The sequence below is a fragment of the ANME-2 cluster archaeon genome (assembly GCA_019429385.1).
Taxonomy (GTDB): Archaea; Halobacteriota; Methanosarcinia; order Methanosarcinales; family Methanocomedenaceae; genus Methanocomedens_B.
In genome coordinates this window covers 14,270-27,839 of the sequence record JAHYIS010000014.1, presented here as the reverse complement: position 1 = coordinate 27,839, position 13,570 = coordinate 14,270, and the positions used below count along the sequence as shown (strand labels likewise).

Annotated in this window: 10 protein-coding genes and 1 pseudogene; 4 read left to right on the top strand and 7 right to left on the bottom strand. The window is 41.8% G+C overall.

Annotated features, from left to right (window positions below; translation table 11 throughout):
• Positions 1 to 83: 83 nt before the first annotated feature.
• The 7 genes and pseudogenes from K0A89_06440 to K0A89_06410 all read right to left on the bottom strand — a co-directional run bounded on the left by K0A89_06440 (position 84) and on the right by K0A89_06410 (position 7,568).
• Complete coding sequence (locus K0A89_06440) at positions 84 to 1,874, bottom strand: DUF262 domain-containing HNH endonuclease family protein (GenBank protein ID MBW6518122.1); 1,791 nt, start codon at positions 1,872 to 1,874, stop codon at positions 84 to 86.
• A 113-nt stretch (positions 1,875 to 1,987) separates the two neighbouring features.
• The gene (locus tag K0A89_06435; protein ID MBW6518121.1) at positions 1,988 to 3,973 is read right to left on the bottom strand and encodes an ATP-binding protein; all 1,986 of its coding nucleotides are present in this window, start codon (positions 3,971 to 3,973) and stop codon (positions 1,988 to 1,990) included.
• 12 nt (positions 3,974 to 3,985) lie between these two features.
• On the bottom strand, positions 3,986 to 5,101 hold the full coding sequence (locus K0A89_06430) for a restriction endonuclease subunit S (GenBank protein MBW6518120.1): 1,116 nt from the start codon (positions 5,099 to 5,101) through the stop codon (positions 3,986 to 3,988).
• Positions 5,094 to 5,249 carry a hypothetical protein gene (locus K0A89_06425; GenBank protein ID MBW6518119.1) on the bottom strand — a complete coding sequence of 52 codons (156 nt, stop codon included), beginning with the start codon at positions 5,247 to 5,249 and terminating at the stop codon, positions 5,094 to 5,096. The genes K0A89_06430 and K0A89_06425 overlap by 8 nt, the downstream gene beginning before the upstream one ends.
• Before the next feature lie 103 nt (positions 5,250 to 5,352).
• Positions 5,353 to 5,784, bottom strand: coding sequence for a GxxExxY protein (locus tag K0A89_06420; protein MBW6518118.1), 432 nt, complete (start codon positions 5,782 to 5,784; stop codon positions 5,353 to 5,355).
• Entirely contained in the window at positions 5,777 to 6,028 is a 252-nt protein-coding gene (locus tag K0A89_06415; GenBank protein MBW6518117.1) for a hypothetical protein, read from the bottom strand. The genes K0A89_06420 and K0A89_06415 overlap by 8 nt, the downstream gene beginning before the upstream one ends.
• Positions 6,025 to 7,568: pseudogene (locus K0A89_06410) on the bottom strand (type I restriction-modification system subunit M). The gene K0A89_06415 and the pseudogene K0A89_06410 overlap by 4 nt, the downstream one beginning before the upstream one ends.
• A 277-nt stretch (positions 7,569 to 7,845) precedes the next feature.
• Between K0A89_06410 and K0A89_06405 the strand changes: the two are divergent.
• The 4 genes from K0A89_06405 to K0A89_06390 all read left to right on the top strand — a co-directional run bounded on the left by K0A89_06405 (position 7,846) and on the right by K0A89_06390 (position 13,548).
• Positions 7,846 to 8,295 (top strand): NADAR family protein, encoded by a 450-nt coding sequence (locus K0A89_06405; GenBank protein ID MBW6518116.1) that lies wholly within the window; start codon positions 7,846 to 7,848, stop codon positions 8,293 to 8,295.
• The gene (locus K0A89_06400; protein ID MBW6518115.1) at positions 8,267 to 9,661 is read left to right on the top strand and encodes an MFS transporter; all 1,395 of its coding nucleotides are present in this window, start codon (positions 8,267 to 8,269) and stop codon (positions 9,659 to 9,661) included. Before K0A89_06405 ends, K0A89_06400 begins: the two co-directional genes overlap by 29 nt.
• A 144-nt stretch (positions 9,662 to 9,805) precedes the next feature.
• The gene (locus tag K0A89_06395) at positions 9,806 to 11,470 is read left to right on the top strand and encodes a hypothetical protein (protein MBW6518114.1); all 1,665 of its coding nucleotides are present in this window, start codon (positions 9,806 to 9,808) and stop codon (positions 11,468 to 11,470) included.
• Positions 11,471 to 11,622: 152 nt separating this feature from the next.
• On the top strand, positions 11,623 to 13,548 hold the full coding sequence (locus tag K0A89_06390; GenBank protein ID MBW6518113.1) for an aconitate hydratase: 1,926 nt from the start codon (positions 11,623 to 11,625) through the stop codon (positions 13,546 to 13,548).
• The last annotated feature ends 22 nt before the right edge of the window (positions 13,549 to 13,570 follow it).

Below are 13,570 nucleotides of genomic sequence, written 5' to 3'. Positions count from 1 at the left end.
CTGACTTCACCGCTCATGAGTTTTGGGAAAGGGGGGGTCGCGCAATTTTTCGAGGAGTTCGATGGAGGATTCGGTTATTCTAGTCATACCAATTCTGGTTCTTGTTCTATGGTTTGAGTTACATCTATTTCCAATATTTCTTCAATTTCATTAAAGAACCATTCCCAACGCTCGGCCATAGCTTCCAACGTCCACAATCCATCATTTTTATCAGCTTCATAATCTCTTACTATGGATTGGGTGATTAGGAAAGAAGTAATTTTATCGTTTTTGTTATCGTATTTTCCTTTCCCTTTATAAACTTCCATCTTCACATTGAAAGGATTATTACTCGCTTCAATGTTTTTTGCTCCACTCAATAACGTGATATTACCTGCGCTGTTAAGCCACTTTGAAGCTATTTCATTGGTTATATGGTCCCATTCTGAAAAGTTTTTATATTTTATTGGTAGAACGTGTTCCAGATGCAAATCCTTGTTTAATTCAATGAAAGCCAACTTGCTATTGTCAGTTACATTGTATTCCATCATTAGCAACAAAGGTTTAATCCATGGCTCTGTTGTTATGTTTGCTGATGTGAGATTTCTAATTGCTATACTTTCTATTCCATCATTTTTGAGCTTATTGTTCAGTTCATCTTCAATATCAGAAATGGGCTTATTTTCCTTCACCCATTTGATTAAATTGAATGATGTCTGTTTTATTTGTGATAATGTTTTTCCAGCAATCCAATACAAGTAATAAAATCTGCGCAATTGTTTTTTCAATTTATCATAATCTGGATACTCCATATGCAATGCGGTTAAGAGAATACTCTTCCAGTACATATTCCAGCGTATGTACCAAAACGAAAACAACATTTTATCCTCTTTCTCGTAGATTTCTTTGAAATAGGTATCTGCTATTTGTTTAATATCACTAATTACTTCGTTAGGTTCTTTATCAGTAAAAGCATTCTGTAATTCGTCGTATAGTGATTTCTTTGGATTTTGGCCAAGAATATGATATTCATATATGATGAATAAATCATTGAGTGAAATATCACACGCTTTGACGCTTTGCTCCATATCCCGCCAATCAGAAATGAATTGTTCTTCTTTCATTTTTGAAGTTTCCTTATCATCTCGACATTTGCTATATAGTTTTTCAAGCAAAAAACTCTTGATCAAATCTGCCGCGGTTAGATCCATTCCACGAGCATTTAATACTTGAAATAGTCTGATTGCAAAATCCCTATTCTTACAATCAATCCTAATGATTTTTACCTGATTGAAAAGGTAATTAATAAATTCTTCAGAACCACCCTCACCAAGTTCTTTTAATTTTTCGCGGAAAATACATGCTGTGTTGATAAACTTATACTTTGGCTCTTCATCACTTCTTATCTGATATTTAAAGGGTTTTTTTACTTCTAAGGTATTTCCTTTTAATATCAGCTCTTCAAAATCGCTCTGGTACTGTCTATGAGTATAAAGTTTTAAACGATTTGTCTTGCCATGCAAAGCTATTGAAGCGTAAATAGTATCGATATCCACTGCAAAAGGATTTTCTTCGATGTTTTTAGCATTTATGTCTGGGCATAAATCACGAACAACACAAAACATAATCATTAGGGTTGTTAATCTTTGCTGTCCATCTACCACATCCACATAAGCAGATTTTTCGTCATCTCTTGGTTTTGCGGTAATGATTGAGCCAAGAAAATAATTTGCTTCTTCATTTTGAAAAGCCTCGTATACGTCATCCCACAGTTGATCAATCTGTTCATCTTCCCATTTGTAAGGCCGCTGGTATTGGGGAATCTTATATAGCGCATCTGCGTTTCCAAACAATTCCCGTATCGACAAGCTCAGAGGTTTAAATGGTTCTTCCATGAAATCATATCTCCTTTATTTATTCTCATTATCTACTCTAACTTTACAGCTAATCTATTTGGGCAACAAGCGTATCCCGTAGTTTTTCGAGGGTGCGGATTTTGATATGTGGTTCACTTAAAATCCATCCCAAGCTTCTCGAAAAATGCCTTATGGCGTTGTTTCACATCAATAATTATCTTATCAAAGGCAATAATTTCGATGTGTGTGTTTAATGTCTGATTATAACGGTAGTATCCTCTCTCCCCATTCAAAGTTGCATAATCACCGTTTTCAACAAATCTTTTTATTTTATCAGTAATATCACAAACAACATAACAATAAAATCGAGTTGTATCATTTACCTCTAATGGTCGTCCATTTTTTAATTTTACCTTATTACCACGAATCGACCTTACATGATCGAACACTTTTTCCGTTGGATTATCATTAAATGATTCTCGCTGTGGTTTTTTTAGTTCAAGTATTGAAACGGCTTTTGCAATTCTATCATCATCCATCTCCGAAAAAATAACCACATCTGGCCGATCTGTGCTCCCAGAAGTTGTTAGATTGTTTATTGGTATGTCAGAAGCAGCAAGTTCATGAAACGTCAACCGTTCATCAATAAGCCATAAATTGTGGTCTTCGTATCGTAATGTATCTGTCGTTGTTTTTCTAGGTATAATAATATCATGTATGATATCTTCATTTGGATATTTACCTTCATCGTTAAATTGAAGTTTTTTGTCAAGCAATTCAATAATCATTTTCCTAAAAACAATATATCCCGCAAGTTGATCTTTTTGGAAAGCCTCCAATTTTTCTACAATTTCTTCATATTTATCTTCGATTTCCGAAATAGAGTCTACCTGAGTTTTTAATAATTTATGGCTCTGCTCCTTAATTTGATATTCTGTTTTTCCTTTGTACTTAAAAAGTACTTCATTTACTTTTTCATCCGATGAATTAGGTTCGATGTCTTCATAAAGTTCTGGACAATATATGGGGATAGCTCTTAGAGAAGGATTTTCTTGTGATATAAATCTATGAACGTTTTCCTTTTTTTGCTCATTAATGATTTCTAGGTATCTCGATAAATACATTCTTGATTTTTCAGTTACTTCCGTCTTAATTTCTTCTATTGAAATTGGAAAATCATCGGCAAATAATGTACCAGGGGTTTCAGGTATCTCAAATTCCATTCTGCTGCTATCTACATGTTTATCGAGGTATGAACTAGAAACGTAAACACAGTATACAAATTTATTACCATCTTCATCGAATTGCAATGATGTCCCTAAAAGTTTTGCTATTTCAAATGATTTTACCTCTCTATTTTTAGCAGTCAATACAATTTTATGCATTTTTGAATGAGTTAAATATAGTTTGAGGTGTGATATTAAAAAATCTTGACCATTTTTTGAGATTATTTCTGTAATAATGCCCTGGTTTATATCGTCAAATTTTTTATTGATTGAATAATTTGCCCCCACATCAACTAAATTTATTTTTAATTTTGTTCCTCCAATAAAGTAAGAAATGCAATGCTCAAGAATGCGCTGGGCGATGGTATCACCTTTTTTGTAAGCACTCTGTAGTTCCCTGTATTCTTTTTTGAATCCAATTAACTTGACAACAGTTTTCTGTTCTCTTTCAGTTCGAAAATTTTCTTTATGATCTATGCCATTTTTCAAAGTAAATTCTATTTTACGGAGATATCTTTCATTTCCTTTTGTATAAACACTTTCTATAGCCACTTTTTCAAAGGCTTTCAACCACGTAAATCGTCCTACACCTTTACCCCCTCTTTCCATTTTATATGTAGTGTCAGCTGTTTGGAATGATTCGTAATTATTATCATTGAAACCAATACCATTGTCTTCTATCTCGAAACCAGTTATCTGTTTTTGAACTTCATCAACCTCCATTCCAGTAAGTGCTTGTTGTTTATCTCGTATTACACGTACCGTTATTTTTCCCTCAGACATGTTACCTCTTTCTTCAATAGCTTCAATGGAATTTGCTATAGCTTCAAATAAAGGCAAGAGAGCTTCAGTTTTGAAATGTTTTAGGTTATTTATTTTTCCAGCAAGATCAGTTTTTAAATATTTGGTCAATTAATCACCCCATCAAAAGTATTCAATATAATCAAGTCTTATTTGTCCAGAAATAAGTTTAGGTAACAGTGTATCCCGCAGTTTTTCGAGGGTGCGGATTTGAGTATGATTGTATTCAATCTTATTCCATGCGTCATCAGCATATTCAGAAAAAGCATCCAACTTTTCCTTAGAAGGCAATTGAAATTCCAAGCCCTCAATATCAGATGGCTTTAAAGACGGGTATGTTGAGGTAGAACCTTCCGCGATTGAATGCAGATATTCGGTCATTTCATCTGTGGTTAAAAGAATGTAGATAAAGTGAGGATTGATTTTATCACAGGTTATGACACAAAATCCAGTAGAAACAATTACATTTTCTGCTGGATTTTTTAATATTCCATAATGCTTTTGATTTGGTCTCACTGTTGATATTAAAATATCATTATTTTTAACAATCCGGCGTGCTCTGCTGGGTGCATCGGCAATATCCAATATTTGATACCCGTCAATTTTGCCTTCTGTAAGTGAACCCGTGTCCAAATATCTAATTGTTTTGAGAGCATTGTCTTTGTTAATGCTTGAAACATTTGTATGAACAAAGTCGCCAACTCTAACAGAATTCCACCCCTCATCCGCCTCCTCCACAAACCACTGCCGGAACAGCGCCTCAGCCATGCCCTCCAGGGTCCTGTTCTGGCGGTGCAGCAGGTCGATCTTGTCATCGAGGCTGGATAGGACTGAGGCGATGGCGCGCTGTTCGGGGAGAGGGGGAAGCAAGATTTCCTGTGAATAAGCAGTATTGCGATTTAATCCAGGGACTGCACTATCCTCATTAAGTTCTGCAAGTCCAATAGTTTTTAATAGATAATATATGAAATTTAAACTATATTTTTCTTTATCTGGCAAAATATAATAAGCAGTATCAATGCAAAAGAAAGGATTCTTTGAATAGTAAATCTTACCAACAGTTCCTTTTCGCCCAATAATTAACCCTTCAGAATTGACTAATGGTTTATTATGATAACCTGTTAGACCAGCAGAGCTATAAACAGGAACATTACCTTCAATTCTTTTTTGTTCAGGCAAACCTTTTCCATAATTTAAAACTACCACATCCCCCAATTTAAATTCCTTCCACTCACTCATCCCGAACCACCCTCCTGATCACAACCGCCTCGAACAATAAAAAAACCGCGGATGAACACAAATGCATGAACTCACATCTGCGTTCATCTGCGTTTATCTGCGGTTCCATCTCATCTGACAACTTACATTCTTCCCACCAATTCAACATTTAGCACCCCTACAATACTCTTTTCCTTTGAAAAGGCCGAATTCCATATTTATAATTTTAACCGCGGATGAACGCAGATAAACGCAGATTTGTTTCATGGGTATCAGATATTATTAACGATTCTTTTTATTTCCACTCTTGGTTTACTGAAATTCAGCAAAAGGCAGAGTTTCAAATCTGTGATTCTAAGATAGTTCAAACATTGTGCAAAATGAACTGTATCGATTTCTTTTACTGCTTTTACTTCAATTATTATCTCATCTTCAACCAGAATATCTGCTATGTAATCACCAACCAATTTATCCTTGTAGAATACTTTCAATGGCGCCTGTTGAAATGTTTTCAATCCTCTGAAATTTAGCTCAGCATTCAGAGCATTTTCATAAACTTTTTCCAGAAAACCATTTCCCAGAACATTACTTACTTCAAAAGCAGCGCCTATTATCTGTTCAGACAATGCATTTAATCTGCGTTCATCTGCGTTTATCTGCGGTTCCATATTATCTGACAACATACACTCCTTCCACTCACACATCCCGAACCACCCGCCTGATTGCCACCGCATCAAACGCACCCTCCTCCCCCTCCTCAGCAACCTGAAATTCACCATCATAGTACGGATTTTCAGGCTCATGCTTCACCTTAACAACAACAGGTTCATAAAAATTCTCAAACCCCCCCTCATACCCGCTGGTCAATACCGGCATCTCCTGAGGCAGGGTCTTTAATAAGTCAACTAACTGGCCGACTGTGGAATGGAATTCTTCTTTTTCACTCATACCAGCTTCACCCGTTTCAAATTCTCAGCAATCAGCACATTAAGCTTCTCTTCCTCTTTTAACTGCTCCTCAAATTCCGCTTTCAGTCTGGTAAACCGCTCATTAAAATCAAAATCATCTTCCTCATCAGGCAAACCCACATACCGCCCCGGTGTCACCACATAATCCAGCTCGCGCACCCGCTCAATTGAGGTCGTATTGCAAAATCCCTTCACATCTTCATAATTTCCATCCGGATTGCGCCAGTTATGGTAGGTGTCCGCAATCGTCTGTATATCTTCAGGTGAGAATTCAAGGGTTCTGCGGTTTATCAAATGCCCCAGGTTCCGGGCATCGATGAACAGTATCTCATCTGTCCTGTCCCGATACTTCCCATTGGTCTTATTCCTGCTCAAGAACCACAGGCAAGCGGGTATCTGGGTATTCAGGAACAATTTTGGCGGCAGGTTCACGATGCAGTCGACCAGTCGGTCCTCCACAAGTCCTTTTCTGATATCTCCCTCACCAGACGATTTGGAGGTCAACGATCCCTTGGCCAGCACAAAACCTGCCTGACCCTCTGGATTTAAATGATAGAGAAAGTGCTGTATCCAGGCATAATTGGCGTTTCCGGCGGGCGGAACACCATATTTCCATCTCCCGTCCTTGCGCAGCATATCACCGCTCCAGTCGCTGTCGTTGAACGGAGGATTGGCTATGACATAATCCGCTTTCAGATCTTTATGGGTATCGTTTAAAAAGGAGCCTTCATTGTTCCATTTGACCTGTGAACTATCTATGCTTCTGATAGCGAGGTTCATTTTTGCCAGCCGCCAGGTGGTCTGGTTGCTCTCCTGCCCGTAGATCGATATGTCGTTCACTTTTCCCTGATGGTCGGCTACAAACTTCTCAGACTGCACAAACATACCGCCTGAACCGCAGCAGGGGTCAAAAACTCTTCCCTTGTAGGGTTCCAGCATTTCCACCAGTAATTGAACAACACTTCTTGGCGTGTAGAACTGTCCTCCCTTTTTGCCTTCTGCCAGGGCGAACTCACCAAGGAAATACTCGAACACATGACCGAGAACATCAGCACTCCGGGCTTTGGCATCGCCAAGAGCAATGTTGCCAACAAGGTCGATCAAACCGCCTAGACTTGTCGGGTCGAGATTGCCCCGTGCAAAGACCTTTGCAGCACACCTTTGAGCAAAGGATTCTCTTTTTCAATGACATCCATCGCGTTATCAACTTCTTTCCCGATATCCGGCTGTTTAGCTTTTGATTGCAGATATGACCAGCGGGCAATTGCAGGGACAAAAAAGATATTTTCCGCTTTGTATTCGTCCCTGTCTTCAGGATCAGCACCGGTATAATCGCCTTCGCCTTGTTGCAGTCTGTTATACATCTCCTCGAAAGCATCAGAGATATATTTTAAAAATATCAAGCCAAGAACTATATGTTTGTATTCAGCAGCGTCAATGTTCTTTCTGAGTTTGTCCGCTGCTTTCCAAAGTTGTTTTTCAAGAGGTTCTTCTTGATTGTTATTATTTTTCTGTACCATTGTATCAATCCCTCTTTATTTTCATTGATGTTCATTCGGGATTATGTGCGTATCGTGTAAACACGTTGATTATATCGTTTCATCACAATCGTTATTGAAGTGTTAATTCCCCATAATTCCTTTGACATTTTGCAGTACATACATTAAAAATGTTATGGTAAAGTTCATATAACAGAAAAACAACCATGCAATCCCACCATCCAACCTTAAATACCTTAAATCTAAACACTCCCCCGGATAAAAATGAACTGACCTCCATAAATGCGGGCTGAACTTCATGGCAGAAAATATCTATTACTATGAGGAGACAAAGGGCAGGATTGACGGGAAGTACAGGTTCCTGTCTAACTTCTACAATGCCAGGATGGTCATACACAAAAAGGAATACGCAACTGCGGAACACTATTTCCAGTCTATGAAGCTTAGCAGTACCGACCTTGAAATGAAGATACGGCTGGCCCCCAAACCCATGGATGCCAAAGAACTTGCATGGACCAGGCCGCTACCTCCCAACTGGGACGGCATAACGGAACGCATCATGCTGCTGGCACTCCGGGCCAAGTTCGGCCAGCACCCGGAACGTGCCAGAAAACTGCTAAACACCGGGGATGCCCACCTGCACGAGGATTCGCCCACAGATCGGTACTGGGGCATAAAGGGGAAGGACAGGATGGGTATACTGCTCATGCAGGTGAGGGATGAACTACGGGAGGCAAACAATGGATGAAAACCAGACAAAGACATCAACCCTCATAGCCGCCACACTGGCATCCTTCCTGACCCCGTTCATGGGCTCATCCGTAGTCATAGCCCTCAAGTACATAGACATCGATTTTACGGTCGATGCTGTGCTGCTGAGCTGGATAGCAACCTCGTATTTACTGGCCGCAGCAGTGTTCCTGGTCCCATTCGGGAGAATTGCAGATATCTATGGAAGGAGAAAAATATTCATATATGGGATAGTGATATTCACCATCTCGTCCTTCCTCTGTGCACTCTCGCCTTCGGTCATGGTCCTTATCATTTTCAGGATAGTGCAGGGAATGGGAAGTGCAATGATATTCGGGACCGCAGTAGCTATAGTCACTTCAGTATTCCCGGTTGGAGAGCGTGGACGGGCCCTCGGTATCAATGTGGCGGCAGTCTATCTGGGACTTACCCTGGGACCATTCCTGGGCGGCTTTTTAACCCAGCATTTCGGGTGGAGGAGTATCTTCCTGGTTAATGTCCCTCTCGGCATAATCGTTCTCTTCTTCACCATCTGGAAAATGAAAGGAGAATGGGCAGATGCAAGGGGTGAGCATTTTGACCTGAGCGGTTCGATTATCTACGGGATTACCCTGGTATCTATAATGTACGGTCTGTCCATGCTGCCCAATATCCTGGGTGGCTGGCTGATATTCTTTGGTATTGCAGGGATAGTGCTGTTCATCTCCTGGGAAAAGAACGTGGAATATCCTGTTGTGAATATGACCATTTTCAGCAATAACAGGACCTTTACCTTCTCCAACCTGGCAGCACTTATCCACTATTCTGCCACTTTTGCGGTCTCGTTCCTGTTGAGCCTTTATCTGCAATATATTAAAGGACTCCCCCCTCAAAGTGCAGGTCTGGTGCTGGTGGCACAGCCTTTTGTGATGACGGTCCTCTCACCCATGGCTGGGAAACTCTCAGACAGGGTCGAGCCGCGGGTAGTGGCTTCATCAGGTATGGTAGTGATGACGATAGGGCTGTTCCTGTTCTCATTACTGGACACTGGAACGACCCTGACATTTATTATACTCAACCTGCTATTACTGGGCTTTGGGTATGCCCTGTTCTCATCTCCCAACACCAATGCCATCATGACCAGTGTGGAAAAAAGATATTATGGCATTGCTTCAGGAACGATGGGCACGATGCGGCTGGTCGGGCAAATGCTGAGTATGGGGATTGCCATGGTATTATTTGCCCTCTTTATCGGCAGGGCCCAGATAACACCCGAATATTATGCTCCTTTTGTTGAGAGCGTAAAGGCTGCTTTCATGATATTTTCGGTTCTGTGTTTTATAGGGATTTTTGCATCGATTGCTAGAGGGCGTGTACGACAATAAATCGGGTTGAATCGCCCTATTCATATTTATACAATGAGCTCGAATTATATTTGTTACGATTAATAGTTGGGGAATAGGTAACTTTCAAGCAATGATCGTTATAATTTTAATTCCGTTGAGTCGTAGCTTTAGGAGGTTTGCAAAATGGCATGGGATGATATAGTATTTGGAGTCCTCACCGGAGGACTGTATAACATTGGGAAGACAGCATATAAAGCCGGAGAAGCAGTTGATTCAGCAGGCGATGCAGCAGAACAGGCAGGCATCGCCCTGGCTGTTATTGGTACGACTATTGAGAGTCTGGGTAAACAGCTGAATTCGGTGTTGGAGGAAGTTGAGGAGTTAATTACGATAAAGCGATTGACACCCAGGGATGAATCCGACCTATGGGAAGAAGAGAAGGAACGCCTGGACGACCTTAAACAGAAAAAGGCAGAGCTAGAGAACCAGTTAAAAAAACTTGGTGTGGACCAGCCAGGTGATTTTAGTTTCGATTTTTGGGACTTTTTAACTAATCCTGCAGAGACATTGAAAAAATTACAGCTTATCAGTGCACTGGTTGCTATTGGGAAAGAAATACATGAAATACTATACCAGGAACCGGGTGTTGTCACTATGGGCATATATAATGCCAAAGAGGCTCTGGAACGGTTTAACACCATCGAACAACCGAAGATCGAAGATATATTGGATTCACTGGATGATAATCTGGAGGTGTCCGAAGAAGTCATAAAAGAGGTAAAAAAACTGTTTGTGATAAAGAAAAAGGTACCCTTGCTTGAGGTTGAGATAAGCCCGGAGATGAAAGATAAACTGAGAATACTTGAGCTTGATAAGAAATATTACAGGGACCTGATAGGCAGGACTGGAACAATAAGCACCCAGTTAGCCAGTGCAATTGAAAAAATACCTGTAACCAAATTTGATATCAGTGAAAAGGGGGTAAAAGTCGCTGGTGTAATTGGTACGATATTTGACAATGCAAATCCTGTTTTTAAGGCTGAACATAGAGATACTGGCAGTATAGTGGAAGTTGAAAAGAATGTATCCGGAGATTCCACTAAAAAATTAAAAAAATCTGACGAATCCGCTACCATGAAGACTATTGGTAGTGACATGAAGAAGCGGGACACATCAGAGTTCAGGACAAATATTTCGGATAAAAGCATTTCAGGAACAAGTTCCGCCCTGGCAAATCGTGACATCCAGAATATTAGCAATTTGACAATGGCTCTTGCCAAAAGCCCGAAGTATTCATTAAGCAATGTTCAGCCGCAGGGTGCGAAATTATCTGCGATCATGAATACCAAGGTTGAAGGTTACGAGAGAACTTACGCTTTTGCAAGGGCTAAGACTGCATTTTATGATAGGGAATTACTTAAGAATGCCAAGAAGATTGACAGGCTAAAATATCGATGGGAAGATGAACCGGGAGTAATACCACAAACACTGGATGAGTTAAAGGAAATTCTGGAAACTTTCAAAACTGAAGAACAGCCTAGGATTGATACTGTACTTGATACCCTCAACAGCAATCTTGAAGAATCAAAGGATATACTTGAACGTTTCAGGACAGAAGAACAGCCCAGGGTGGATACGGTCCTGGATACACTCAATGGCAATCTGGTTGAGTCAAAGGAAACCCTTACCAAGATAAATGATTCATTGGACAGTGCACAGGGTGCAGTGTCGTTTTTCAATAAAAATGCTAAAATGATTAAGCTGGGACTGGGTGTATTCTGTGGCGTGATATTCCTTGACCTGTTGCTAGCTCTGTTCGTACTCATCAGGATGTCATTGGGTTTGTGACGTCGTAGTTTGAATTAGGTATTGGGTAAGTATTGTGTGGATATTGTCTGCACGATACTTTTTTTATGTTTGGTGTTGAATAAGGCATCGAGCAACAGAAAGGATATTAGCTGACTCTGCATCAGAGCTGCCAGTTTTATCAGGTGAACTCAATGAGCATGAATATTACCCAGAAGATAATCTCGTCCCATCTCGTCGAAGGTGAAATGGTAGCCGGAGAAGAGATAGCAATAACAATCGACCAGACCCTGACCCAGGATGCCACCGGCACCATGGCATACCTGCAGTTCGAGGCACTGGATATTCCCCGCGTGAAGGTGCCCCTGGCAGTCAGTTATGTGGACCACAACATGCTGCAGGCAGGGTTTGAAAATGCCGATGACCATCGTTTCCTGCAGACTTTTGCCCACAAGTATGGTATCTATTACTCAAAACCGGGGAACGGCATATGCCACCAGGTGAACCTTGAACGTTTCTCAAAACCGGGGAACACCATGATAGGCTCGGACAGCCATACACCTACCGGGGGCGGGGCAGGCATGCTGGCTATCGGTGTTGGTGGCCTGGACGTGGCAGTGGTCATGGGCGGCGCACCCTATTATGTGAAAATGCCTGAGGTGGTCCGCGTTAAACTGAGCGGCAAGCTCAATCCCTGGGTAAGTGCCAAGGATGTCATCCTGGAGCTGTTGCGCCGGCTTACCGTAAAGGGGGGCGTTGGCAAGGTCTTTGAATACTACGGGCCGGGAGTCGGCACCTTATCAGTACCCGAGCGGGCGACTATCACGAACATGGGGGCAGAACTGGGAGCTACAAGTTCCATCTTCCCCTCGGATGAAGTAACAAAAGAGTTCTTCAGGATGCAGGGCAGGCTTGAGGATTGGCGTGAGATATCTGCGGATGATGATGCAGAATATAGCGAACATATCGAGATTAACCTGGACGAACTGGAACCCATGATGGCAAAACCAGGTTCTCCTGATGCCGTGGTAAAGGTATCAGAAGTAGAAGGCACACCAGTGCAGCAAGTTATAATCGGTTCATGTACCAATTCCAGTTACAAGGACCTGATGACGGTTGCTCATGCAATGAAAGGAAAGAAGGTCAACCCGGATGTGAGCCTTCACATCACACCAGGGTCAAGACAGGTTTTGGAGACCATAATCCGCAACGGAGCACTGGCTGATATGGTTTCTGCGGGTGCGCGTATCATGGAGACCACCTGTGATGGCTGCATCGGGCTGGGTTCATCCCCTCCTTCGGATTCGGTATCAATCAGGTCCTTTAACCGCAACTGGGCCGGGCGCTCCGGCACCATGGATGATAATGTCTACCTGGCCAGCCCCGAAGTTTGTGTGGCTGCGGCCCTGACCGGGAAAATAATCGACCCGCGCAAACTGGGTGCATACCCCGAGGTTGTGTGGCCTGATACTTTTGTGGCAGACGATTCCATGGTGATTGGTCCATCAAATGACCCCGGTTCTGTTGAAGTGATACGGGGTCCGAATATCAAAGCCCTGCCAAAAGCAAAACCGCTGACCTCAGACCTTGAAGGGAAGGTGTTGATCAAGCTGGAGGATGGCATCAGCACGGATTGTATCATGCCTGCAGGTCCGAAGATACTACCCCTGCGCAGTAACATCCCAGCAATCTGTAAATTCGTGTTCTCACAGGTAGACGCGGATTTTCCAGCCCGGGCTAAGGAAATGCAGGGCGGATTTATCGTAGGCGGTGAGAACTACGGCCAGGGTTCCAGCCGGGAACATGCTGCCCTGGCACCTATGTACCTGGGTGTGAAGGCGGTCATTACCAAATCATTTGCCAGGATACATAAGGCCAATCTTATAAACTTCGGCATACTGCCATTGGAATTCGCCAACGCTGCCGGGTATGATGCAATAGAGCAAGGGGATGTCCTAAGGTTTAGCGGTGTCAGGGAATTGGTAAAGGAAGGTGCCACCAGCATACCTGTGCAGGTTGGGTCGAATACCTTTGAGTGCACCCTGGATGCATCAGACAGGCAGCGGGAGATTTTACTGGCGGGCGGGCTGCTGAATTATACGAAGATGATGCATGGTTAAATAAAATTTGGTTTATCGATTG